This window comes from Marinifilum sp. N1E240 (assembly GCF_009295825.1).
Lineage (GTDB): Bacteria > Bacteroidota > Bacteroidia > Bacteroidales > Marinifilaceae > Marinifilum_A > Marinifilum_A sediminis.
In genome coordinates, this window is record NZ_WHKF01000009.1 from 24,646 (window position 1) to 50,925 (window position 26,280).

The following is a 26,280-nucleotide window of genomic DNA, read 5'->3' on the forward strand; positions in this document are numbered from 1 at the left end:
CAGTCTGATATTTATTTATTCACTCATTTTATTGTCATTCAGTGAAGTAATATCCCACAGAATTTCTTAATTTTGAGCCAAATTTTTTTGAAAATATAGAATTAATAAAATATAGTTAAACAAATGGAAATCCCAACTAAGTACAATCCTGCAGAATCGGAGGACAAGTGGTATAAGTATTGGATGGATAAAGGATTCTTCCACTCAGTACCAGACGAGAGAGAGGCGTATACAATTGTAATTCCGCCACCAAACGTCACCGGTGTGTTACACATGGGGCATATGCTAAACAATACAATTCAAGATGTATTGGTCCGCAGAGCCAGATTGCAGGGAAAGAATGTCTGTTGGGTACCAGGAACCGATCATGCATCAATTGCGACAGAAGCTAAGGTTGTAAACAAACTTAGAGAAGAAGGTATTTCTAAGGAGGACATTACTCGCGATGAGTTTATGGAACATGCCTGGGAATGGAAAGAGAAGCACGGTGGTATTATTTTGGAGCAGCTTAAGAAATTAGGTGCTTCATGTGATTGGGAACGTACTGCTTTTACCATGGATGAATCTCTTTACGATTCAGTAATCGATGTATTTATCGATCTGTATAATAAGGATAAAATCTATCGTGGTGTTCGTATGGTAAACTGGGATCCATCTGCACAGACAGCTGTTTCTGATGAGGAGGTAATCCATAAAGAATTACAATCGAAACTTTATTATTTAAGATATCAGGTTGAAGGTACTGAGGAGTACATTACTATTGCAACAACTCGTCCTGAAACTATTCTTGGTGATACTGCAGTTTGTATCAACCCAAAAGATGAGCGTTTTGCTCACTTAAGAGGCAAGCGTTGTATCGTACCTTTGGTAAATCGTTCTATTCCTATTATTGAGGATGAGTACGTAGATATGGAGTTTGGTACGGGAGCGTTAAAAATAACTCCTGCTCACGATATTCATGACTACGAAATTGGTGATCGTCATAATCTTGAGTCGATCGATATTTTCAACGATAATGGTACCATGAGTGAAGCTGCACAGCTTTATATTGGTAAAGATCGTTTCGAAGTTCGTGACTTGATTCTTCCAGATCTTGAGAAAGCAGGAAACTTGGTTAAGATTGAAGACTATGTGAACAAAGTTGGTTTCTCTGAACGTACTGATGCTGTTATTGAGCCGAAGTTGAGTATGCAGTGGTTCCTAAATATGAAGGAATTGGCTGAGCCAGCTTTGGAGCACGTAATGAATGACGATATTCAGTTGCACCCGGCTAAGTTCAAGAACACTTACCGTCATTGGATGGAAAATGTAAAAGATTGGTGTATTTCTCGTCAATTATGGTGGGGACAGCGTATTCCTGTTTATTACTTGCCAGAAGGTGGTTATGTAGTTGCTAAAACTATTGAAGAAGCTCTTGTTGCAGCTACGGCTAAAACAGGAAAATCATATAAAGCAGAAGATTTACGTCAGGATGAGGATGTATTAGATACATGGTTCTCTTCATGGTTGTGGCCTCTTTCTGTATTTGATGGTATTCGTAATCCTGAAAATGAGGAGATCAAATACTATTACCCAACTAACGATTTGGTTTCAGGACCAGATATTCTATTCTTCTGGATTGCTCGTATGGTAATTGCAGGATATGAATACAGAGGTGAAAAACCATTTTCTAACGTTTATTTGACTGGTATTGTTCGTGATGAAATAGGACGTAAGATGTCTAAGTCATTAGGAAACTCGCCAGATCCATTAGATCTAATTGCAAAATATGGTGCTGATGGTGTTCGTGTAGGTATGTTATTGTGTTCGCCAGCTGGTGGAGACTTGCTTTTCAACGAGAACTTACCTGAGCAGGGACGTAACTTTACAACTAAGATTTGGAATGCTTTCCGTTTGGTGAAAGGTTGGGAAGTTGCCGATATCGAGCAACCAGAATATGCACGAATTGCAACTGAAGTATTCCATGCTCGTTTGAACAGCACAATGGAGCAACTGGATGAGCAGTTCAAGCAATATCGTATCAGCGAGGCTTTAATGACTGTTTATACTTTATTCCGCGATGAATTCTCATCATGGTATTTAGAAATGGTGAAGCCAGCTTATCAGCAGCCAATCGATAAGAAAACTTTCGATTCAACGGTTGCTCTTTTCGAGAAGTTGATGCAATTATTGCACCCATTCATGCCATTCTTAACAGAGGAAATTTGGCAGTTACTTGCCGACCGTACCGATGAGGATAGCATTATGGTTTCAGTTATGCCTAAACCAGATTCTTATGATGATGATTTGTTAGCGAAGTTTGAGCAGGTTAAAGAAGTGATTGTAGCCGTTCGTAACATCCGTAAGCAGAAGAATATTGCCTTTAAGGAAGTTTTAGAAATGAACTACAAAGCGAAAGGAGATAATTACGATGCTTCTTTCGATTGTGTTGTGGCTAAAATGTGTAACCTGAAAGAGATCTCAACTGCAAATGGCGAAATGGCTGGTGCAATGTCGTTCATTGTAAATGCAATTGAGTATTTCATTCCTCTTGGCGATTTGGTTAACGTTGAAGAAGAAATCAAGAAGATGGAAGATGAGTTGAAATATACTCAAGGTTTCCTTAAATCAGTTCAGAAGAAAATGAGCAACGAGCGTTTTGTAAACAATGCTCCTGCAAAAGTAATCGAGATTGAGAAAAAGAAAATGGCTGATGCTGAAGCTAAAATTAAGGTTTTAGAAGATCGTATTGCCAGTATGAAGTAAGAAGAGATTAACTTTTATATATTAATGCCGTTTCAATTATTTGGAACGGCATTTTATTTATTGGGAATTAATTACTGATATCTGATGAGTGCTTTCTGTTCACTGATATTTCTTATCTTCGTCGCACAAAATAACTTAAACATTTACCAAAATGACAATCAAAAGAATGGATTCGACTCCAAGAATGAGTCGTATTGTAGAACACGGGGATACTATTTATTTGTGTGGACAAACTGCAAAAGATGCTAATACAGATATTAAGGAGCAAACCGTTACAACATTAGAGAAAGTAGAAGAACTATTAGAAAAAGCAGGGTCGGATAAAAAACACATCCTTTCTGTAACTATCTATGTTCGCGACATGAAAGATTTCGCAGCTATGAATGAAGTTTGGGATGCGTGGGTAGTTGATGGATATCAACCAGCACGAGCTTGTGTTGAAGCTCGTATGGCTCGTCCTGAATTATTGGTAGAAATGTCGGTTGTAGCTGCTAAGAGATAAGAGAAGGTTTAAAATTCTATATGAATCCAGGTTTCATTTTGAGACCTGGATTTTTTATGCAGTAATTATAGAGCTTTGGATTATTGAAAATGCAATTCTTATCTTGCAGTTAAGAATGAAATGACATCAAATAAATAAGCTAGCTGTATGTTTGAGAAATTTGTGGCATTAATTAGTCAGTATGCATCTCTTAACAAGGAGGAAGTAGAATTTGCAAGAAAGAATTTTCCAATAAAAAGCTATTCTAAGAATGAAATGATTTCTAATGAAGGGGAAATCTCACAATCCATCTATTTTGTATTGGAAGGTTGCGTTCGACTTTTTTATAATGTGGATGGAAAAGAAAAGACAGCATTTTTCTATACAGAAGGAAAGTTTCTTTGTGCCAATGAAAGTTTTTTGAAGAATACACCTGCTAAAGAAAATTTTCAGGCGCTAGAAGACACCACGGTCGTGATATTTCATAAATCAATTAATGTGGAGATTGTTAAAAAGTTCTCGAATTTTGAGATGATTGAACGTTTGGCATTAATAGATGAACTAATTACCAGTAATAGGATTGTTGAATCTTTTATCTCAAAATCGCCAGAAGAAAGATACCTTGAATTGTTAGAATCTAATATGGATCTATTTCAAAGAGTTCATCAACAATATATCGCTTCATACCTAGGTATATCCCCAGAATCACTTAGTAGAATAAGAAAAAGAATTGCGAAAACTTCCCGCTGATCGTTCTTAACCAAAGTCAAGAGAATTAAAAATTGTCGTTATTAGTTTTGTAATAGAGATAAAACAAAATATATCGACATGAAACCAAAGAGAGTTTTATTAGCTGGGGCAACAGGATACCTTGGCAGATACATCGCGAGTTTATTATTGGATAATGGCTATTGTGGGCGATTAATTGTTCGAAACAAACAAAAAGCTTGTTTCGATGAGCGAATGTTTGAGGTTGTTGAAGCAGAAATCACAAAATCACAAACACTGGCTAGTATTTGTAATAGTGTTGACATTGTAATAAGTACAGTTGGTATTACAAGGCAAAAAGATGGTCTAACCTATATGGATGTTGACTATCAGGCTAACGTAAATCTCTTGGAAGAAGCCAAAAGAAATGGTGTTAAAAAATTCATATATGTTTCTGTTTTTAATGGAGAGAAGCTTCGAAATTTAAAAATATGCGAAGCAAAAGAGAAATTTACAGATTGTCTTAAGGTATCAGACTTAGATTATTGTATCATCCGTCCCAATGGGTTTTTCTCTGACATGGGTGATTTTTTAAAAATGGCTGAAAAGGGGACAATTTATTTATTTGGAGATGGTACACTTAAATTGAACCCAATTCATGGGGAAGATTTGGCAAGAGTTTGTCTTGACGCAATTGAAAGCACCCAAAAAGAAATTAATGTAGGTGGTCCCGATTTATTCTCTCATAAGGAAATAGCAGAATTAGCTTTTAATGCATTAAATAAGAAGGGTAAGATTTCTCATTTGCCAGACTGGATTAGAAGATTTGTAATTTCGTTTTTAAGAGTTTTTACTTCCTCAAAAACATATGGTCCATTTGAATTTTTCCTCACAACAATGGGGATACAAATGAGTGCTCCTAAGTATGGAAGACGACATTTGAAAGACTTCTTCAATAAATCATGTTAGTAGTAGAATAAAAAAGATTGGCGAAGGCAGATCGTTCTTAACCAAAGTCAAGAGTATTGCAAAATCTGCAATGTACTTTTGCTTAAGTCTTAGAACAAAGATCAGTACGAATTGATAAAGAGAAATTTCAGGAATTGTACTGTTGATTTATCCATCATTAAAACAATAAAAAATGAATGCTTTTATAAGAGAATTTTTAGGTGAAAATCCTACAAAAAAAGATGTGTTAACAATTTTAGGAATTACTTTTCTATTAATGGGAGCAATTGGGTTTGTAAATTGGTCTGAGTTATCACAATTACCTATATGGAAGACAATAATATTTTTGCTAATGTTGTTCGATATTTTTGCAGGAGCGATAGGCAATTTTACATTGTCGACCCAATTGTGGTATAAAAATAAACCGAAGAAAAGAGTGATGTTCTATTTTGAGCATATGATTCATATTGGGTTATTAATTCTATCAATAGGGAATTTATGGTATTGTGTAGGTCTTTTGGCTTATACAATTGTTGCCGGACTTTTTGTTAATTATACAAAGGCTATGAAACAGCAAGAAATTAATGCAGCATCTGTTATTTGTATTGGTTTGATCATCTTCTATGTTGTGTTTCCTCCCGTTCAATTATTAATTTGGTTACCAGCAGTATTTTTGATTAAACTAATAATGGGGTTTTCTGTCAGAAGAGAGAGATAGAGGAAATAAATTCATAAAGTAAATATCCGATATGTAACTGGTTTGCATTTCGGATTTTTTTATCTGAATTCGTAGCAGTTTCAAGGGTGTTAGAAATTACTTACATTTATGTTCGTTAAGAATAAAATCCTAGTTTTTATTTATATACCTGAAACCTATAAATTAAAGTAATGAAAAACCATTTCATAATTCTTACCTGTGCTCTCTTTCTTATTATTTCAGCTTGTAATCAGAAAGAATCTAAGACTTATCCAGTATCAATAATTCCTGCACCAGTCGAATTGCAAATCCATACTGGTGGTTTTCAGATTGATGCAAACACATCTGTTTGGATATCAGAAAATAATGAGGAGATAAACGAACAAACTAAGGTTTTTCTCTCTCAGTTAAGAAATGCAACGGGTTATCCTCTTGAAATTACAGATAAGGTTCAAGATGGAAATGTGATTGAGTTGATGATCGATAGAAAAGTTAGTGAAAATCCTGAAGCTTATATTCTTGAGGTAAATTCTGATAAAATAAAACTTAGCGGAAGTTCTAAAAGAGGTGTATTTATAGGAACACAAAGTATTAGACAGCTACTACCAAAAGAGATTGAATTAAAGAATTCAAGTATTACCAATTGGATTATCCCTAATGTTTTAATTAAAGATGAGCCAAGATTTGCATGGCGTGGGATGCATTTCGATGTATCTCGTCATTTCTTTTCGAAAGAATACATTAAGCGTTTTCTTGATTATATGGCATTGTATAAGATGAATAGGTTTCATTGGCATTTAACCGATGATCAGGGTTGGAGAATAGAAATTAAGAAATATCCTGAATTAACAGCTAATGGCGCTTTTCGTGAAGCAAACAATCACGATAAGGAATGCATGAAACGTGCAAAGGAAAATCCAGATTTTGAGATTACTCCTGAATTTTATCAAGAGATCAATGGAAAGAAACTTTATGGCGGATTTTATACACAGGAGGATATAAAAGAGATTGTGGCTTATGCCACTGCTCGCAATATCATGGTTGTACCTGAAATTGATATGCCAGGACATTTTAAAGCTGCTATTGATAATTATTCGGATGTTTCCTGTTTTGGAAAACCAGATTGGGGGCATACATTCTCTTCTCCACTTTGTGCAGGGAACGAAAAAGCTTACCAATTGGTTGAAGATATCTTGACTGAAGTTATGGAACTGTTTCCATCTCCGTATGTGCATATTGGTGCAGATGAGGTTGAGAAAACCAACTGGAAAAAATGTAAGAAGTGCCAGGCTAAAATCAAGAGTGAAAAACTCTCTGATGAGCATGAATTGCAAAGCTATTTTGTTCATCGTATCGAAAAGTTCATTAATTCTAAGGGTAAAAAAATGATTGGTTGGGATGAAATTCTTGAAGGAGGAATGAGCGAAAGTGCTACAATGATGTATTGGAGAGGATGGATTCCTGATGTTCCAAATAAAGCAGTACAGCAAGGAAATGATGTGATCATGTCACCAACTACTCATTGCTATTTCGATCATCAACAAGACAAAGGAACTTTGGAACATTTATACAGTTTTGAACCAGTCCCAGAAGGATTAACTGAAGAGGAAGCAAGTCATATATTAGGAGGACAGGGAAATATATGGACCGAATATATTCCTTCAGAAGCAAGAGCTGATTATATGGCAATGCCTAGAATTATTGCCCTTTCAGAAACTTTGTGGACACCAAAAGATGAGAAGAATTGGGATGGTTTTTTTAATAGAATGGGGTCTCATTTTGATCGATTGGATATTATGGGTGTAAATTATCGAATTCCTGATATTGGGGGGCTCTATGATTCGCAGGTATTTATAAGTACTGATACAATCCAATTAACATCTCAGATCGAAAATCAGGAAATAAGATATACTTTGGATGGAACAAAGCCAACTAAAAATTCTCAATTGTATGTTGGTGCAATCGCAATTAATGAAACCACAAGCTTTGCAGCTAGACCTTTTAGTAAAGCAGGAATTGGTGGGGATGTGCTTACAGCTAATTTTAATAAGCAAAAGCCATTCGTACCGGTTGAACTAGATTCTGCTAAACCAGGAGTAGAATGTATTTATTTTGAAGGAAATAGTTGGGGTGGTGTATCTGATATTGGTGTTAAAGATATTGAAAAAGGTAAATACCTATTACCTGGGATAGATTTGCCCGAGGCAGCTAAGAATAGAAAAACTAGTTTTGCATTAAAGTATAGAACCTACTTGAAAATAGAAAAGGATGATGTATATACTTTTTCTTTACTATGCGATGATGCAGGTGTGTTAAGAATTGGAGGAAAGCTTGTTATAGATAATGATGGAATGCATGCTCCTAAACTAAAAACCGGTCAAATTGCTTTAGCTAAAGGCTTTCATCTTTTGGACTTAGATTATATTGAAGGAGGTGGAGGTGGAACTCTGCAACTTAAAATGCTTGATAACAATAAAACTTTTAAAGAGATTGATCCCTCTGTTTTATATCATTAATGGTATATAGATATACAGGTTAAAAATAGTAAAGCGGGTTGCAAGTTCATTTTGTAACCCGTTTTTTATTTATTGAATAGATACCATTTATTTCTATCGATGTACTCGAGAGACCTGCCAATGTTCTTGTGAGACCTGTTAAAGTAGCCCTCATTGTTAATAAGTGCACCGTAAGACCTGCCATCTGCATCGTCAGACCTGCCATCAGCAAGCTCATTGTTAATATCTGCACCGTCAGTCTTGATAACCGCACCGTCAGACCTGTCATCTGCATGATAAGACTAAGTAAATGCAGCGTATATATTGATATCTGCAAGCTACATGTTAATAAATGCATTGCAGATGGAAGGTCTCACCATCCATTTTTCTGATCTGAGAAAACCATTTGTAGATATAAGCATTCCAATGGGAGAAGTGATGGTGCACTTGCCAGGTCTCACGATAAAATTGACTTTAATTAGTTATCCATTCATTGGTTTAAACCTTCCATTGGTTAAAAATTGGTTCCTGATTTGGTAAATGAACTGGAATTTTATTGCTCTTAGAATAAATTTTCCCTCGCAATCGGTTGAAATTTCAAGTGTATTAGAATATTAAAGAAATAATTCTTTAATTTGTAAAAGATAAAAGAGTCTTAAATCTGAATAAATAGGATTTAGTCTTATATCTAATGATTTACTTATTACAAATACAGAAATGGATACCATAAAACACATACCCGAAAATGGGAAAACAAGAATAGTAATTATTGGAGGTGGTTTTGCCGGATTAAAATTGGCAAGACAATTGGCCAAAACAAAATATCAGGTGGTGGTGATTGATAAAAATAATTTTCATCAGTTTCAACCCTTATTTTATCAGGTGGCAACTTCGGGGCTTGAGCCAAGTTCAATAGCATTTCCCTTGCGAAAAATTTTTCAGAAGCGTAGCAATGTTCATTTCAGAATGGCAGATCTGTTAGAAGTGAATCCCAATACTCAGGAGATTTATACAACATTAGGAAAGTTAAAGTACGATCATTTGGTTTTGGCAACTGGTGTTGATACAAATTATTTTGGGAATAAGAATATTGAGGAATTTGCAATTCCAATGAAGTCGGTTTCTGAGGCAATATTCTTAAGGAATTCAATTTTAAGAAACTACGAAAAAGCTTTAAACGAATCGGATCCCCAAAAGGCAGCAAATTACATGAATATTGTATTGGTGGGAGGAGGTCCAACTGGTGTTGAGTTAGCTGGAGCTTTGGCTGAAATGAAAAGTGAAATCTTACCAAAAGATTATCCCGAATTGGATTTTAGCTTGATGAATGTTTACCTCTTTGAGGCATCGGATCGATTATTGAATGGTATGTCGGACAAGGCATCGACTAAAGCAAAAGCTTATTTGGAGAAATTAGGCGTAATTGTAAAGACAGAAGCAAGAGTTGCCGATTATGATGGATTAAAAATTAGTTTGGCGGATAATGAGGAATTCTTTTCCTATACTCTGGTGTGGGCAGCAGGAGTTATAGCTCGTCCAATAAGGGGTATATCCGAAATTGCAGCAACAAGAGGAGGAAGACTTCGTGTAGACTTATTTAATAAGATTGCTGGATTCAAAAATGTGTATGCAATAGGTGATTTAGCATTTCAACAGGAAGGTGATTTTCAGAATGGACATCCACAGGTTGCACAGGTTGGCTTACAGCAAGCTGGAAATTTGGCTAAAAATCTTAAAAAAATAGTGTCAGGTGAAAAGATGAAGCCTTTTCATTATATGGATAGAGGATCATTAGCTACAATTGGGAAAAATTTAGCCGTTGCAGATTTACCTGGAATGAAAATGCAAGGATTTATTGCTTGGGTACTTTGGTTGTTCGTTCATTTAATGGCAATTGTTGGTGTGAAAAACCGATTCTTTATTTTAATCAACTGGGTTTGGAATTATTTTACTTCCGATCAGTCATTACGAGTATTGATTCGACCCAAAAAAAGAAGTTTTACCGATAGAGCTAGCAAAAAGCATAAGAAATCAACTACAATCAATTTAAATTAGAAAATATACAAGTGTGAAAAGCATTGAATTCGAGAGGATTTGATGCTTTTTTGTTTTTGGCACAAGCTTTGCAACTTCTTCGTTAAAGTAAACCGGTAAACTACTTTACAAGATTCATCCCTACCAGAGGATGGCACTAAATTTAGCCTTAAACATTTACATTGTATCTGTTTTACTCTTGTTCTGCAAGAACACATTGGCTTTTCACATTTAAAAGTTAACGCCATGAGAAAATCCGCATTTTATAAGATGATAACCGGTATAGTACTGGGATCAGCAATAATAGCATCGAGTTATACAGTTAGTGCGCAAAGAAGATCGAATGATGACAATAAATATCGATACGAAGAGCGTAATAAAACAAAGCGATTAAGAGAAAACAATCATAAGGATAAGCACAATAAGAGTAATTATTCTGATAGAAAACGACATTCTCATGATCATTCATACAGAGGAAAAAAGAACAAATCTAGTCATTACAGGCACTCTCAATCAAAGCATTATAACAAGCATCATAAAAACCATGATTCCTATAATAATGGACATTATTCCAGTAAGCATTATAGCAAACATCATCACGGGTACCATTATAAGCACAATCATAAGCATCATTACAAGCATGTTTATCCACATCATAAGTATCGTCATTATTACAATGATTACGGTCACAATTGTTATCATCATTCAAGATATGGTGATGTTGTTGTAAGATTTGCCTGTGAACCAGTTGTGATTCGACACAGACATGGAGATTTCTATTTTTCAGATGGTTTTTATTATCGATTTTATCCAGAAATAGGATTTGTAGTGGTTGATCCTCCTAGTTCAATCTATTTTTCTAATATCCCGGACAATTGTCACAGAATTACTCATCATGGGAATGTTTACTATTCGAATGGAAAACAGTGTTTTGTGAGACACAGAAAAGGGTTTAGGCTAGTTTCTGCACCTTCGGGGATACATTTATCATTTAGATTTTAAAAAAAACAATAAAACTTAACAGTATTAAAAATGAAAATAATGTAATGGATTCAAAAATGAGGGGTGTGGTTCTAAAATGAGTAAAAAATCTCTTTAAAAAAATCAAAAATACACCCCTTGAGATAGAAAAATGACGTTTTGAGGATAGGTTGGGTTAAAATGGGGTACTTTTGAAAAGTAATTTTTTCTTTATAGATCATACTCCTCCATTTTAGATGGTAAGATTAGAAAAACAATACTTTTTAATTTCGATACTATTCTTAATTTGGGGGTGTTGTGAAAATCTTTAAATTTTACACTTGAAAACGTTTTCGGAAAGCTGTTGCAAAACAGCTTTTTTTAGTTTCTAAAAGTACGGTATTATTCGTGTAAGTGTCTGATATTAATGATTTTTCGGCGATTTTGATAGCTTGAATCTAAATGTTACTTACTTTTTGGAAATCCGCTTTAATCTCGGCTATTTTATCCTCAGAGAACTAAAAATTACAACAAACATTATAAATAGGGATATCATGACAAGTGAAAATTATTTATTGGATCCGAACAAGCTAGTTAAATATTTACAGAAGCCAAGTTGCGAGTTTACAAAGGAAGATTTGATTAAGTATATTGTTGAGAACAATATTGAAATGATCAACTTTCGATATGTAGCTGAAGATGGTAAATTAAAGACCTTGAATTTTATTATTACAGGTGCTGATCACCTTGATAGTATATTATCAACAGGAGAAAGAGTAGATGGATCGAGTTTATTCTCATTTATAGGTGCAGGATCGAGCGACTTGTATGTTATTCCAAGATTTAAAACTGCATTTGTGAACCCATTCTCAGAAACTCCAAGTTTGGATATTCTTTGTTCATTCTACACTGCAGAAGGAAAACCTCTTGAAAGTGCACCAGAGTATATTTTAAAGAAAGCTAACAACTCTTTCACCAACGCAACTGGACTAAAATTCAAAGCTATGGGTGAGTTGGAATACTATATTAAAAGTGAAAACCACACATTGTATCCTGATGTAGATCAGAAAGGATATCATAGCTCGCAACCATTTACAAAATGGGAAGCTTTAAGAAAAGAAGCTATGGTTTTGATTGCACAATGTGGTGGTAAAATTAAATACGGTCACTCTGAAGTTGGAAGTTTTACTACCGGAGATGATGGTTACGAACAGCACGAGATTGAATTCTTGCCTGTTGATCCTGAAGAGGCAGTTGAGCAATTGATTATTGCAAAGTGGATCGTAAGAATGCTTGCTAATCGTGAAGGTGCTTTGGTAAGTTGGGCTCCAAAAATTACTGTTGGTAAGGCTGGTAGTGGTCTTCATATTCACATGTTGGTTGAGAAAGATGGTAAAAACATCTGTATTGAGAATGGAAAATTAGGTGATACAGCTAAGAAAATGATTGCTGGAATCATGGATCTTTCAGGTGCATTAACTGCTTTTGGAAATACTATTCCTACTTCATATTTACGTTTGGTTCCTCACCAGGAAGCACCAACTTACGTATGTTGGGGAGATCGTAACCGTTCTGTATTGGTTCGTGTACCTCTGGGATGGGTTGGAGCATCGGATATGATTAAGGATGTTAATCCACAACAAGCTGCTGATCCAAGAGATTTCTCAAGTAAACAAACATTTGAATTTAGAGTGCCAGATGGATCTGCAGATATCTATTTGCTAATGGCAGGTTTAATTGTTTCATGTCAACATGGTTTGGAAATGCAAGGAAGTCTTGAGATGGCTGAAGAGTTGTATGCAGATGTTGATATTTTTGCTGCAGATTATAAGGAGAAGTTAGATCAATTGAAGCAATTACCAACATGTTGTTGGGAAAGTGCAGACTCTCTTGTAGAGAAGCGTGAAATTTTCGAAAAGAATGGAATCTTCCCTGAAGGAACAGTTAATGCTATTGTGAAGAATCTTAAAAAGTATGAAGACAATGGCTTGAACGACCGTATTCTAGGAAAAGTAGATAAGATAATGGAGATTGTAGACAAGTACATCCATTGTATGTAAGAATTTAGATTAGATATTAGTTATACTTTGAAGGTCCTGTAATTATTTACAGGGCTTTTTTTATATGGAATACATTTTAATAAAACAAATTAGTATAAAAAAAGACCCCAAAAAATTGGAGTCTGTAATTTTAATCTTTTTCGATATTCAATTGATGAACAATGAATTTTCCATTTTGATTTTTAAGTAGAAAACTAACTCTAAATTTTCCTTTTCTGGTTTGCAGATCTCCCGTAACATATCTGGCTCCAGGTTTTCCACCAGTATGCTTTCTGTTAAATCCTGTAGGAGGAAATTCTCTAAAGAATTTCGCCATGATCTGTTTTGCCTGCGATTTACTATAGCTCGCTTCCTTATCCTGAATAGATAATGCAACTCTGTCGCCAAAGAAATTAGCAAGTTGATTGCTATTGCCCTGCTTAAATGCAGATATCAACTCTCTTGGTAAATCATTTTGATTCTGAGATAAAGCATTAGACAAATTGCCTAATATAAGAATCCCAATAAATATGTATTTAATAATTCTCATCTGAATAGTTTTAATCCAATATCATTTACCTTTACACAAATTCTGTGCGAAAAACATATCGCAAGATAAAAAAAATCTCATCGCCAACCTGAATGTGTGAGAGTTATTCATTATTATGATTCTCATTTTGATTGTACTTTTATTTGATACGGATAGGTGATGGCTTATTATCTGATCATAAGTGTTTGTGTTGATCTTGTAATTAAAAATAGTAAAATTAGATAGAAATGAAAATTACACTTCTTGTTATTGGTAAGACTGATAAGGATTTTGTTAAGAAAGGGATAGAGGAATATCAAAAAAGATTGGTGCATTATCTTCCTTTCGAATTGAAAATAATTCCTGATTTGAAGAATACAAAAAACTTATCTGAAAATCAGCAAAAACAAAAGGAGGGAGAATTAATATTAGATAAAATAAAATCTTCTGATACCTTAATTTTATTGGACGAAAATGGAAAAGAATTTTCTTCGGTAGGTTTTTCGAAGTATGTTGAGCAAAAAATGATAGGTGGAATAAAGAATCTGGTTTTTGTAATTGGAGGACCTTATGGTTTCTCTGATGAGGTCTATAAAAAAGCTCAGGGGAAGATTTCCTTATCGAAAATGACCTATTCTCATCAAATGATTAGAATGATTTTTATTGAACAGTTGTATCGTGCAATGACAATCATAAAAGGAGAACCTTATCATCATGTTTGATGATTTGAATGAATTATGCTAATTTGTGAGTGTTTAGCATGAAATTTGTAAATCATATCAGGAATTTCAAAAACTCTCTCAATTGAAAAAAAATAAACTTCTCAAATATTTATTAGGATTTTCTGCGCTGGTATTTTTATTTCTAGCCATTTCAACAACATACTTATTTAATCGACAGGATAGCCTAAAACTATCGGCAGAGCGTATACAGCAAGTATTTAAGAAGAAAGAACTCTTACTTAAAAAAGACCTGCGTGAACTTCAAAATGGAATAGGAGGAGGAGGTAGTTTAAGTAAATATGAGAATTTTTCGGAATTTGAGAAGGATCTTAAAAAGGATGGTTTCGTTCTTCTTGGAATGAAACAAGATAGTTTGGTTTTTTGGAGTGATAATTCCTTTATTCTTCCACGACATTTTACTCTAAAAAGCATAAGTTCACCTGTGGTTCGTATGCCCAATGGATGGTACTTCGTGCAAAAGAACAAACAGGATTCCATTGATCTTTATGGATTACTTTTACTTAAAAAAATCTATCCATACCAAAATAAATTTCTAAGAAATAGTTTCGATGAGGAGTTTAAAACACCAGCAAAGTATTCTATTTCATTAGACAAGGAGAGTGGTGAGCCAATTTTTGATAATTCTGGAAAGTATTTGTTTTCGTTAACGAAAGGAGATTTTGGTTTTGAACCCGAAAAGGTTAATAATAAAATAGGAGCTTTATTTGCTGCATTTTTCTGTGTATTGTTAATTTTCTTAAGTGTTTTGATTCGTGATATTCGAAATGTTAAGCTTGGATTTACAACTCTTGCAGTTTATGGTATTGTGTTATTTTTATCGCGCTATTTCATGTTGCTTTGGAGTTTTCCAAGTGTGCTTTCCGAACTTGAATTATTTTCTCCTCTTCATTTTGCCAGCTCGTTCTTTTTTCCATCATTAGGCGATTTTGTGATTAATGTTCTATTCTTGTATGCCTTTGTTTACACTTATTCTGCTTATTCGTTAAAGAATAATATAAGCAAAGGATTAAAACAACATTGGTGTTTGATTTATATTATATGTCATGTTTTGTTGTTTTGGATTTTGTATTGTTGGAGTGTAAAACAAATTGGCAGTCTAGTAGTTGATTCCAGTTTTAGTTTGCAGATGTTTGTGTTCCAGGATAAAGGAATATACGTTTTTACAGGCTTTGTAACACTTATTTTACTGTTGTATTCATTAGGGCATTTTGCATATTTGATAGGAGAAATGGCAAAACACCAATGGAGCAGAAATAAGTATTTTGCTTATTTATTTCTAATATCTGTTCCAGCAGGTATCATTTCTTATTTTTTCGAAGCGGAGAATAAGGGTGTCATCTTTTTTCTTTTCCCCGTTGTCTTATTGCTTTTTACCGGATTTGTTGCCTACCGGGAGGATAAAAATGGAAAATATTCGTTTTTCATTTTATTATTGTTGCTGGTTTCCATAGCAATTAATAATCAGATTAATGTTTTTTCGGAGAAAAAGGAGGTGCAAAATAGGTTGGTTGCAGCCATGAATTTATCAACCGAATACGATCCTACCTCTGAAAACCTGTTGGTTGATATGCAAAGTAAAATGGATATTGATATTGAGCTAAGAATGCTTTGTAATCGACCATTTAGGAACGAGATGCAGATCATGAAGCATATTCAAAATAAATATTTTTCAGGATTTTGGGAGCAGTATCATTTGCAAGTCACAATTTGTAACGACAGTGATGATTTGAATATAGAACCAGATAATGAAATTCGAAACTGTTTTGATTTTTTCCAGGAAATGATTCTTAAATCTGGTGAGTCCATTCCAAATACCAATTTCTATTATTTGAATGAATTCGACGGAATGGTTTCTTATCTTGGTGTTATCACTTCTAAATCATTGAGGAATGAGTCTGTTAAAATTTATATCCGATTGGATTCTAAAGTTGGAGACGAAGGCTTGGGATATCCAGATTTGCTGCTTGACGAAAAAGTGGCTCTTCGAAAACGAAATACAGAATATTCATTTGCAAAATACAGTGATGGCAAATTAATTACATCATCGGGTGCTTTTACTTACTATATGAACAGTAAGGTTTTCGATGGGAAAAAAGACAATACCTACAGATTAGAATTGGATGGATACGATCATTTGGTCTATAAATTTGAGAACAATATTGTTGTTGTGAGTTATCAGGCAATAACCTGGTATAATAAGGCGATTACCATTCCATATCTTTTTGTACTATTTTATTTATTTGGTCTTATCATTTGGTTATTTGAGAAGTATCCTTGGAGGTTTAAATTTAATATGAGCTTTAAATATAGAATTCAATATTCTATAGTAGGCTTGTTGATGATATTTTTCTTGTTATTGGGCGGTGGAACTGTATATTATACTATCGAGCGCTCAAAGGAGCTGAATAATCAGAAATTGCAGGATAAGCTTGAGCTTGTTAAGCGGGAAGTTATCCTGAGTTTAAATAATGATATAAATGTTGATTTCTTATCAGATAGATTACAACGATTATCTTCTTTGATTTATGCAGACATTCATCTTTATGATCCTTCTGGAAGGTTGATAACTTCATCTCGTCCTGAAATATTTGAGAAGAATTTGCAAAATACTAAGATGAATTTTGCTGCTTATTTTCAGCTTTTTTTTCAGGAAAAAACCAAATTTATTCATCACGAGGAAATTGGAAGTATGTCATATTTATCAGCATATGAATCCATTGTAAATGAAGATAATGAATTGATAGCTTTTGTAAATCTTCCCTATTTTCTAAAAAGTCAGGATCTAGAAAAGGAAATGTTTAACTTGGTTTTAGCAGGTGTGAATCTTCATGTCTTCATGATTTTATTTGCCATATTTTTATCGGTATTCATATCTAATAAAATTACTTACCCATTAAGAATGATCCAAAATAAATTAAAAGCAACTCGTTTTGGTTCCTATGGTGATAAAATTGAATACACTAAGGATGACGAAATTGGAAATTTGGTAAATGAGTACAATCAAATGTTGACCGAATTGGAAGAAAGTGCAGAGCTTTTGGCGCGTTCTGAACGGGAATCTGCATGGAGAGAAATGGCCCGACAAATTGCTCATGAAATTAAGAATCCTCTTACGCCAATGAAACTTAGCATACAATTTATGCAAAAGAGGTTCGAAGAGAAATCTGAGAATAGAGAAGAGCATTTAAAACAGGTTAGCAAAACATTAATCGAGCAAATCAATGCACTTTCATCAATTGCAACAGCCTTTTCTAATTTTGCGAAAATGCCGACTGCTAAAAACGAACAATTGAATTTAATAGATATACTTCAGCATGTGATATCATTGTTTAGAAATGATAGTTTTGATTTGAAATTGCAATTAAATGATATAGAAAATGCTGATGTGTTTGTTGATAGAGAGCAGTTTGTACGTGTTTTTGTGAATTTAATAAACAATGCCATCCAATCTATTCCGGATGATAGAGAAGGGCAGATTGTTATTGAAATAGAGGAGCAGAAAGAATACTATCAGGCTTCTGTTATTGATAATGGGCTTGGAATTAAGAGTGAGGTTAAAGAGAAATTATTTTATCCTAATTTCACCACTAAATCGGGTGGAATGGGACTTGGCTTGGCTATCGTAAAAAATATTGTAGAAAACGCCAAAGGCAAAATTTGGGTTGAATCTGAAGAGAATGTTGGTTCATGCTTTTTTGTGAAAATTCCTAAATATAAATTGTAAACATGAATATTAAAGTATTGCTTGATAATACAGCTAAATCGGGATTTGAATCGGTTCACGGATTTTCCTTACTGATTGAAGCAGATAAAAAAATCTTGTTTGATCTTGGACCCAATGAATTGTTTAGAAAGAATGCAGCAAAATTGGGAGAGGATTTAACGGATGTAGAAACTGTGGTTTTAAGCCACGGACATTGGGATCATGGTGATGGTTTGGCTTATTTGAATGGAAAGCAATTGATTTTACATCCAGATTCATTTACAAGGCGTAGTGGAAAGATAAATGGGACTAATGTTGGTTTGTCTTTTTCAAGAGAAGATATTCAAAAGGATTATGAGATTCTTGAATGCAAAGAACCATATTGGATTTCGGGAAGTATAGTTTTCCTGGGTGAAATTCCACGAGAAAATGATTTTGAATCAAAAGATACTTCTTTTGTATTATCGGATGGATCCTCCGATTTTGTATTAGATGATTCAGCTATTGTTATTAAATCGGATAAGGGATTAGTCGTAATTAGTGGTTGTGCACATTCAGGTATTTGCAATACTGTTTCATATGCACAGAAAGTTTGCAATACAGAACAAGTTTATGCTGTTTTGGGTGGATTTCACTTGAGAAAGTTAGACCAAGTGACTCAGAAAACCATTGAATTTTTATGCCAGCAAAAAGTAGAACTTGTTGGACCAACTCATTGTACTGGATTTAAAGTTCGAGATGAATTTAAAAAACACTTGAGTGTGCTTGATTTAAATGCTGGAGATCAAATTGAATTGTAGTTATTTTACTTCATCCATTGAAATGATATTGTGTAAAATAGCATAAACCGTTAATCCTGAAACTGATTTAATACTCAGTTTTTGAGTGATGTTTTTACGATGAGTAACCACAGTATGAATGCTAATAAACAATTGATCAGCAATTTCCTTATTGGTTAAGCCTAAGGCAATATGCTTCAGAATATTCTTTTCCCGAGTACTTAAAGTATCATTCGATTTATCATCGTTTTTATTTTTTTGGATACCACCCACTATTTCCTGTAAAATATCCAGAATTCTATTTTCAGTATCCTTATAAAAAATATGAGCATCTGCCTTATATTCTTCACTGGTGCTTGGAGAATCCGAAATTAGAACCAATCGTAATTTATTCCCATTTACAAATGATTGCTTTAAATCCTCACAATCTGATTGTAGCATGTCAGGATTTGCAATCAAAATTTCTGGTTTGATTTTATTCACAATTTCGCACAACTCGTCCTTACTATCGATAGTTTGAATGACTTCTGTGTTTTCTAGTTTTTGCAAAACAGAACGCAAGCCTTTTCGTATCAAACAAGAGTTTTCAGCGATGAGTATAGAGATTCTAGGCATAGATGAGGAGTTAGAATAGGTTTTTAATGGATTTTTCCATCAGAATAATTTTTGGAATTAGAACCTTGTCCTCAATTCTGGAATGATAATTCAAATCTTCCTCAAGCCTAAATAAATCCTGAATAATTGAATGATATAAAGTTACGTTTGCAGGTGGAGTAAGGTATTTGATCATTATGGTTCTTAAATCCATTAATTTTTCCTCCACATCATCGTGACCTTCTTCGTATTTCTCAATTGAGAAAGAATCGAAAATTTGTTGATTTTTATCCGAAAAGTCTTGTTTTTTAATGATCTCATCAACAGTTAATACGTAAGGGAAAACGACATCTTCCTCGTGCATTATGTGAGCGGTAAGTTCTGTTTTATAGCCCTCAAAGAAGTTTCGAATTAATTCGATGTATTTTTTGTCCTCGGTATCTTCCGAAGCTAAAGAGAATATTTTTTGTTCTATCTCACTTAAAGTGGTATTCAAATAACTTGCATGCGTCATTTTAAGATAAGCCACAATGTCCTTAACAGGAATGGTTTGCAATTCTTCTTTTGGGAAATAATCCTGATCGTGATAAGCATTTACTAGTTGAAGAAAAAAGTTCAGATCAACTGCATTCTCCTGACACACATCATTCACAGTTTTGTCTCCAAAACCCAAATTAATACCAAATCTATGAATTACCGGAATTAGCATGTAATTCATTTGAATCACATCAGCCAATTTCATATTTTCTTTTATGCGCATGCTCTAAATATTTTTAATCAATCTAAATTAATAAAAATTTAGAGATTTTTCGAGAGGTTGACAAATAAGCAATCGAAAACCGAAACCAAATGAAGAATTAACACTAAAAAAGAAATATTATGGCAAAAGATTTCTTGTATTTCAATTGGTCTCAGTTGTCGGGAGCATGTTTTTTATGTCATTACAAATGTAGAATGTAAGCTTACTTGTTGCAATACCAATATGTAGGTATAATTACAATTTACTTTACTTTTCGAAATGTATTTTCTCTTTGATATGAAGAATTCGTGATTTTGCGTATTCATATCTTTCATCACCCTTATTTTCGGTTTCCCGCATATATTGGGCATAGTATTTTAATGCCTCTTCCTTATTATCTCCATACTCCTCATAAGTGGTTGCGATCTCATATAGCACTTCTATATTTCTACCATCCAGCTTAAAATGTTTTTGGTATTGATCTACTGCTTTTTCAAACTCACGATTTGAATTGTAAGCTTTAGCTAAATGTAAATGCATTGATGCTTTAATAGGTAAAGTTACGTAGGCAATAGCATTTTCGAGATATTTAATTCCTTTAATATCATCGTGTAAACGCGAATAACATACACCTTTATAAAAATTGATCATCGGATCTTTTTCAAATGTTTCTCCGCATGTATTAAAAGATTTAATTGCCAATTTGTATTTTCTGGTTTGCATGTAGCATATTCCCAATTGTTTAAAATCTGGAAGTTTAAGTTTCTTTCTTTCTTTCAGGTCTAATAGTATAGGAAGAGCATTTTCATACCATTCTAAGCCAATTAGTGTTTGAGCTTTTTTCTTTAAAATCATGTGATTATTAGGAAAACTATTTAAGCCATTGTTTGCATAGGTTAATGCTTGGTCGTAGGCTGACATTTCGTAAAACTTCTGAATAATGTGTAGAACAACAGATAAATCTTTTGGATTGAGATCGTAAGAGATAAGATATGCCGCCAAAGATCCTATATAATCTTGTGTTCGATTTTTTAAATTACCTATTTGTTTGTGTAGGTAAGGGTTCAAAGAATCTCTTTCTACTAATTTGTTATAAATGGCAAGACCTTCATTATAATCATTAAGAGTAGTATTGGTTTTAGCCAATAATAGATTTCCTTGATAATGCATGGAATCTATTTTTTGTAGTTTTAATAACTCATGTTTGGCTGCAGGATAATTTCCCGAAGAATAGAGACAGCTGCTATAGTTGTATAGAGTTGCAACTGAATTTGGGTTTAAATCAAGTGCTTTCTGGTAATTCTCAATAGCCGATTTATTTTGATTCAAATTTTGATATACTTTTCCAAGACGGAAATACCATTTACTATCTGTACTGTCTTTTTTCACTAACTGTTTTAGTAAAGGTATGGCACTTTTGTACTGTCCCGAAAATAGTAGTTGATCTACTTTATTAGTTCTTTGTGAATATGCATTGAAGGTTAGGAATATACTAACCAGGGTAAGGCTAAAAATTAATCTTCTCATTGGGCTTTTTAGTTATAATTATCATATAAATATAACTAAAAAGTTAGTTTTTAAAAAATTATTTCGGTGAGAATAAAAATAGCCGACTCAGAAGTTCTGAATCGGCTAGTGAAATTGCAATGTTTAGCAATCTATTTTTTTCTCATGAAAATCTGAATAGGTACTCCGGTAAACGACCAGTTTTTTCTAATCTGATTTTCAAGATATCTTTTGTATGGATCTTTAATGTACTGAGGTAGATTACAGTAGAAGGCAAAAGTTGGAGCTAAAGTAGGTAGCTGTGTTACATACTTAATTTTAATGAACTTTCCTTTTACCGAAGGAGGTGTAAATGTAGCAATTGCTTCAAGCATTACTCTGTTCAATTCCGAAGTGATAATTTTACGAACACGATTCTCGTATACTTCAAGAGCAGCTTCCAATACATTTAACAATCGTTGCTTTTCAGTTGCTGATGTAAATATAATTGGCACATCGTTGAAAGGAGCAATTCGATTACGAATTTGTTCTTCGAAATCTTTCATGGTATTGGTCTCTTTTTCGATCAAATCCCATTTGTTAACCATGATTACTGCACCTTTACGGTTTTTAATAATCAAATCGAAAATTGCTAAATCTTGAGCTTCAACACCACGAGTTGCATCCAGAATCATAACACAAACGTCGGCAGTTTCGATGGTTCTGATCGAACGCATTACCGAGTAAAATTCTAAATTCTCGTTTACTTTTGGTTTTTTACGAACACCAGCCGTATCCACCAACATAAAATCATGTCCGAATTTTTGGAAACGAGTATGAATAGAATCTCTTGTAGTTCCTGCAACGTCGGTAACGATATTTCTTTCAACACCAATTAAAGCATTAACTGTTGATGATTTACCAACATTAGGACGACCTACAAAAGCAATTCTAGGTAAATCTGTATTTTCCTCTTCTGGCTTCTCTTCGAATGCTTCAACAACAGCATCCAGTAAATCTCCAGTTCCCGATCCGTTAACCGATGAAATTGGGAAAACTACTTCGCCAATACCTACCGAGTAAAATTCGTTAGCAGCAAAAATTAATTCACTGTTGTCAGCTTTATTGGCAACTAAGTGAACTTTTTTATCTGTACGGCGAAGAATACGAGCTACGGCTTCGTCTAAATCTGTAAGTCCATGTTGTACATCCAAAACAAACAGAATAGAATCTGCTTCCTCGATTGCAAGCATTACCTGCTTACGGATTTCTTCATCAAATACATCTTCAGAGTTGAAGGAATATCCTCCAGTATCAATTACCGAAAATTCTTGCCCGTTCCAGTCCGCTTTCCCATAATTTCGGTCACGCGTAACACCAGCAGTTTCGTTTACGATAGCTTGTCTTGTTCCTGTTAGTCGGTTAAATAATGTAGATTTTCCAACATTTGGACGACCTACGATTGCAACGATATTGCTCATTTTTTATTATCTGTTATCTGTAAACGGTATCAAATGATAGCCGTTAATTTCATTATTGCTGATAGCCGAAGCCTTTCAACTTATTTTCTTTATTTCTCCAGTCCTTGGCAACTTTCACATACAATTTCAGGAAAACTTTCTTTCCAAAAAATGCTTCCATGTCTTTTCTTGCTTCGGTACCTACTTTTTTAAGCGCTTTTCCTTGATGACCAATAATAATTCCTTTCTGAGAAGTTCTTTCAACATTAATTACTGCCATAATATTGATAATTTTGGGCTCATCTTTAAATTCTTCTACTTCAACCTCTACAGCGTAAGGAATTTCTTTTTCGTAATTGGTCAAAACCTTTTCACGAATGATTTCATTTACAAAGAAACGAGAAGGAAGATCAGTCATTTCATCCTTAGCAAAGTAAGGAGGTCCTTCCGGTAAAAGCTCTAAAATTCTATCAAATAAATTGGATACATTAAAATTCTCTTTGGCTGACATTGGGAAAATCTCAGCTTTAGGAAGCTTTTCTTTCCAAACATCCATCATTTCAACCAATTTTTCCTGATTGGTTAAATCGATTTTATTGAGAATTAAAATCACAGGCTTGTCTGTGTTTTGTACCTTCTTTAAAAAATCCTCATTCTTGTCGATAGTCTCCACTACATCGGTCACATATAATATAATGTCAGCATCTACCAATGCAGAAGTAGAAAACTTCATCATCGACTCTTGAAGTTTGTAGTTGGGTTTCAATACTCCAGGGGTATCCGAATATACAATCTGAAAATCATCACCATTCACAATTCCTTTAATACGATGACGAGTGGTCTGCGATTTCGAAGTGATAATCGAGATGCGTTCGCCAACCAAATTATTCATTAAGGTTGATTTTCCTACGTTCGGATTTCCTATGATATTTACAAAACCTGACTTATGAGGCATACTTACTCCAATTTAGTGATTTAAAAATTTTTGCAAAGATAGAATAATTAATATCATTTACGAAAATGTGTAAAAATCATTAGTTTAGGGCGACATATTAAATAGCAGTTTTTACTCATTTGTTTTTAAATACTAAAACTTTATATTTGTAGCAGAAACAGTGCTTAAAAACTCTGTTTCAATATATTTATTGTTTCTTCAGGGCAGGGTGAAATTCCCGACCGGCGGTGATAGTCCGCGAATCTGTAACAAGATTGAACTGGTGTGATTCCAGTACCGACAGTACAGTCTGGATGGGAGAAGAAAAACAATTGATCGATTTGATTAATTCATGCCAATGGAAAGATTTTTTTCATTTGGTGAACCTATAATAAATGCCCTGAATAGTTTAAGAACTGTTCAGGGCTTTTTGTTTTTATGCAGATGAGTAAAGATTACGATTACATGCAAATGGCTTTCGAGCTTGCCAAAAAAGGAATTGGACAAGTAAATCCAAACCCTTTGGTAGGTGCTGTCATTGTAAAGAACGATGAGGTAATTGGAGAAGGCTACCATGAATATTACGGTGGACCTCATGCTGAAGTGAATGCTTTTCGTTCTTCAAAAGAATCGGTAGAAGGTGCTACAATGTACGTAACATTGGAACCTTGTTCTCATTATGGCAAAACACCTCCATGTGCCGAAGCAATTGTAAAAAACAAAATAGGTAAGGTTGTGATTGGGATGTTGGATCCAAATCCTTTGGTGGCGGGCAGGGGAGTTAAGATTTTAGAGGAGAATGGAATTGATGTTGATTTTGGCTATTTGTGTGAAGAATTGACCGAAATGAATCGAGTTTTCTTAAAATATATCCAAACCAGATCACCTTATGTAGTGATGAAAACGGCTATGACATTGGATGGGAAAATTGCCAGTAGAACTGGAGATTCTCGCTGGGTGTCGAACGAAAAGTCGAGAGCCAGAGTGCATGAGTTGAGAAATGAATTGTCTGCAATAATGGTTGGTGTTGATACGGTGATTGCCGATGATCCAATGCTAACTACCAGATTAAAAGATAAAGAAGGCAGAAATCCAATTCGGATTGTTGTTGATAGTAGTTTGAGAACTCCTTTGAATGCGAAGATTTTAAATTCCAGCAATGAAGCTAAAACAATAATAGTTGTTACTGATGTTGCTGATTCAGATAAAATTAAAGCAGTAGAAGAGATAGGAAATAAGGTGTTTGTTGTTGATTCTTTAAACGGTCGAGTTGATCTGTCAAAATTGATGGTGAAATTGGGAGAAGATGGAATTGACGGAATTTTATTGGAAGGTGGAGCTACTCTTAATTACTCAGCCTTGGAAACTGGAATTGTAGACGAAGTAATTTCTTTTATTGCACCAAAAATTATTGGTGGTGTAGAAGCAAAATCACCAGTAAGTGGTATAGGGATTGAATTGATGAAAAACGCAATTGAGTTGAATGATATAAAAATTGATCAGTTTGATCAAGATCTGATGTTAACAGGAAAAGTAAAAAAATGTTTACAGGATTAATTGAAGAAATAGGAAGTATTAAGTCCATACAAAAAGGTGGAAAAGCGATACGATTAAGTATTTCGGCTCATGAAATTATGGATGACGTGAAACTTGGCGACAGTATTGCAACAAATGGGATTTGTTTAACTGTTGTGAGTTTCGATTCTAAAGGCTTTTCGGCAGATGTAATGCCAGAAACAATGAGTAGAACCAATTTTGGATTGCTTGCTGCAGGTAGCAGAGTGAATTTAGAAAGAGCTGTTCGTGTAGGTGATCGTTTAGGTGGTCATATGGTTAGCGGACATGTTGATGGATTGGGCGAAGTTGTAGGAAAAGAGCAAGACGATAATGCCATTTGGGTAAGTATTGCAGCCCCGAAAAATATATTGAAATATGTAATCGAAAAAGGATCGATTGCTATTGATGGTATCAGCTTGACTGTGGCATATGTGGATGAGAAAATCTTTAAAGTTTCGATAATTCCACTGACTCAAGAGGATACTACATTAACATCGAAAAAGCCAGGCGAAAAGGTGAATTTAGAATGTGATATGACAGCAAAATATATTGAGAAATTCATGTTTCACAGAGATGATGAAACAACAGATAAGCAATCGAATATTTCGATGGATTTTTTGAAAGAGAACGGATTTGCATAATTGAAAACA

21 protein-coding genes and 1 riboswitch are annotated in these 26,280 nt (G+C 34.2%); of the genes, 15 read left to right on the plus strand and 6 right to left on the minus strand.

The window, feature by feature from the left end:
• The first annotated feature begins 123 nt into the window (after window positions 1-123).
• From GCQ56_RS17180 to GCQ56_RS17220, 10 genes are all read left to right on the plus strand, one after another.
• Entirely contained in the window at window positions 124-2,745 is a 2,622-nt protein-coding gene (locus GCQ56_RS17180; RefSeq protein WP_152735772.1) for a valine--tRNA ligase, read from the plus strand.
• 151 nt (window positions 2,746-2,896) lie between these two features.
• On the plus strand, window positions 2,897-3,247 hold the full coding sequence (locus GCQ56_RS17185; protein ID WP_152735773.1) for a RidA family protein: 351 nt from the start codon (window positions 2,897-2,899) through the stop codon (window positions 3,245-3,247).
• A 147-nt stretch (window positions 3,248-3,394) separates the two neighbouring features.
• A complete protein-coding gene (locus tag GCQ56_RS17190; protein ID WP_152735774.1) occupies window positions 3,395-3,976 on the plus strand; it encodes a Crp/Fnr family transcriptional regulator in 582 nt (193 codons plus the stop codon).
• Between the two features lie 78 nt (window positions 3,977-4,054).
• Window positions 4,055-4,903, plus strand: a complete 849-nt coding sequence (locus tag GCQ56_RS17195; RefSeq protein ID WP_152735775.1) for an SDR family oxidoreductase — start codon at window positions 4,055-4,057, stop codon at window positions 4,901-4,903.
• Window positions 4,904-5,075: 172 nt separating this feature from the next.
• Window positions 5,076-5,600 carry a hypothetical protein gene (locus tag GCQ56_RS17200; protein WP_152735776.1) on the plus strand — a complete coding sequence of 175 codons (525 nt, stop codon included), beginning with the start codon at window positions 5,076-5,078 and terminating at the stop codon, window positions 5,598-5,600.
• A gap of 170 nt (window positions 5,601-5,770) precedes the next feature.
• On the plus strand, window positions 5,771-8,095 hold the full coding sequence (locus GCQ56_RS17205) for a family 20 glycosylhydrolase (RefSeq protein WP_152735777.1): 2,325 nt from the start codon (window positions 5,771-5,773) through the stop codon (window positions 8,093-8,095).
• A 342-nt stretch (window positions 8,096-8,437) separates the two neighbouring features.
• Window positions 8,438-8,614, plus strand: coding sequence for a hypothetical protein (locus tag GCQ56_RS20330; protein WP_193323825.1), 177 nt, complete (start codon window positions 8,438-8,440; stop codon window positions 8,612-8,614).
• Window positions 8,615-8,791: 177 nt separating this feature from the next.
• Window positions 8,792-10,129 (plus strand): NAD(P)/FAD-dependent oxidoreductase, encoded by a 1,338-nt coding sequence (locus GCQ56_RS17210; RefSeq protein WP_152735778.1) that lies wholly within the window; start codon window positions 8,792-8,794, stop codon window positions 10,127-10,129.
• 225 nt (window positions 10,130-10,354) lie between these two features.
• Window positions 10,355-11,110 (plus strand): DUF6515 family protein, encoded by a 756-nt coding sequence (locus tag GCQ56_RS17215; protein WP_152735779.1) that lies wholly within the window; start codon window positions 10,355-10,357, stop codon window positions 11,108-11,110.
• A gap of 512 nt (window positions 11,111-11,622) precedes the next feature.
• Window positions 11,623-13,128, plus strand: coding sequence for a glutamine synthetase family protein (locus tag GCQ56_RS17220; RefSeq protein ID WP_152735780.1), 1,506 nt, complete (start codon window positions 11,623-11,625; stop codon window positions 13,126-13,128).
• Window positions 13,129-13,258: 130 nt separating this feature from the next.
• Here GCQ56_RS17220 and GCQ56_RS17225 read toward each other — a convergent pair whose 3' ends face one another.
• Entirely contained in the window at window positions 13,259-13,657 is a 399-nt protein-coding gene (locus tag GCQ56_RS17225) for a DUF4783 domain-containing protein (protein ID WP_152735781.1), read from the minus strand.
• Between the two features lie 227 nt (window positions 13,658-13,884).
• On the opposite strand from GCQ56_RS17225, the gene rlmH reads away from it, so the two are divergent.
• The 3 genes from rlmH (at window position 13,885) to GCQ56_RS17240 (ending at window position 18,882) form a co-directional block, all read left to right on the plus strand.
• Complete coding sequence (rlmH, locus tag GCQ56_RS17230; protein ID WP_152735782.1) at window positions 13,885-14,358, plus strand: 23S rRNA (pseudouridine(1915)-N(3))-methyltransferase RlmH; 474 nt, start codon at window positions 13,885-13,887, stop codon at window positions 14,356-14,358.
• An 82-nt stretch (window positions 14,359-14,440) separates the two neighbouring features.
• Complete coding sequence (locus GCQ56_RS17235) at window positions 14,441-18,103, plus strand: HAMP domain-containing sensor histidine kinase (protein WP_152735783.1); 3,663 nt, start codon at window positions 14,441-14,443, stop codon at window positions 18,101-18,103.
• 2 nt (window positions 18,104-18,105) lie between these two features.
• Window positions 18,106-18,882: an MBL fold metallo-hydrolase gene (locus GCQ56_RS17240; protein WP_152735784.1), complete on the plus strand. Its 777-nt coding sequence runs from the start codon at window positions 18,106-18,108 to the stop codon at window positions 18,880-18,882.
• On the opposite strand, the gene GCQ56_RS17245 is transcribed toward GCQ56_RS17240, so the two are convergent.
• The 5 genes from GCQ56_RS17245 to era all read right to left on the minus strand — a co-directional run bounded on the left by GCQ56_RS17245 (window position 18,883) and on the right by era (window position 24,094).
• Window positions 18,883-19,476 (minus strand): response regulator transcription factor, encoded by a 594-nt coding sequence (locus GCQ56_RS17245; RefSeq protein WP_152735785.1) that lies wholly within the window; start codon window positions 19,474-19,476, stop codon window positions 18,883-18,885.
• A gap of 10 nt (window positions 19,477-19,486) precedes the next feature.
• Window positions 19,487-20,215: a hemerythrin domain-containing protein gene (locus tag GCQ56_RS17250; protein ID WP_152735786.1), complete on the minus strand. Its 729-nt coding sequence runs from the start codon at window positions 20,213-20,215 to the stop codon at window positions 19,487-19,489.
• Between the two features lie 246 nt (window positions 20,216-20,461).
• Window positions 20,462-21,721: a lipopolysaccharide assembly protein LapB gene (locus GCQ56_RS17255; protein WP_152735787.1), complete on the minus strand. Its 1,260-nt coding sequence runs from the start codon at window positions 21,719-21,721 to the stop codon at window positions 20,462-20,464.
• A gap of 131 nt (window positions 21,722-21,852) precedes the next feature.
• The gene (der, locus tag GCQ56_RS17260; RefSeq protein WP_152735788.1) at window positions 21,853-23,160 is read right to left on the minus strand and encodes a ribosome biogenesis GTPase Der; all 1,308 of its coding nucleotides are present in this window, start codon (window positions 23,158-23,160) and stop codon (window positions 21,853-21,855) included.
• A 52-nt stretch (window positions 23,161-23,212) separates the two neighbouring features.
• Window positions 23,213-24,094 carry a GTPase Era gene (gene era / locus GCQ56_RS17265; protein ID WP_152735789.1) on the minus strand — a complete coding sequence of 294 codons (882 nt, stop codon included), beginning with the start codon at window positions 24,092-24,094 and terminating at the stop codon, window positions 23,213-23,215.
• 190 nt (window positions 24,095-24,284) lie between these two features.
• Window positions 24,285-24,403, plus strand: a riboswitch (FMN riboswitch).
• Window positions 24,404-24,517: 114 nt separating this feature from the next.
• Here era and ribD point away from each other — a divergent pair.
• Together ribD and GCQ56_RS17275 are read left to right on the plus strand one after the other, a co-directional pair.
• A complete protein-coding gene (gene ribD / locus GCQ56_RS17270) occupies window positions 24,518-25,630 on the plus strand; it encodes a bifunctional diaminohydroxyphosphoribosylaminopyrimidine deaminase/5-amino-6-(5-phosphoribosylamino)uracil reductase RibD (RefSeq protein WP_152735790.1) in 1,113 nt (370 codons plus the stop codon).
• Entirely contained in the window at window positions 25,615-26,271 is a 657-nt protein-coding gene (locus GCQ56_RS17275) for a riboflavin synthase (protein ID WP_152735791.1), read from the plus strand. The genes ribD and GCQ56_RS17275 overlap by 16 nt, the downstream gene beginning before the upstream one ends.
• Window positions 26,272-26,280 lie beyond the last annotated feature (9 nt).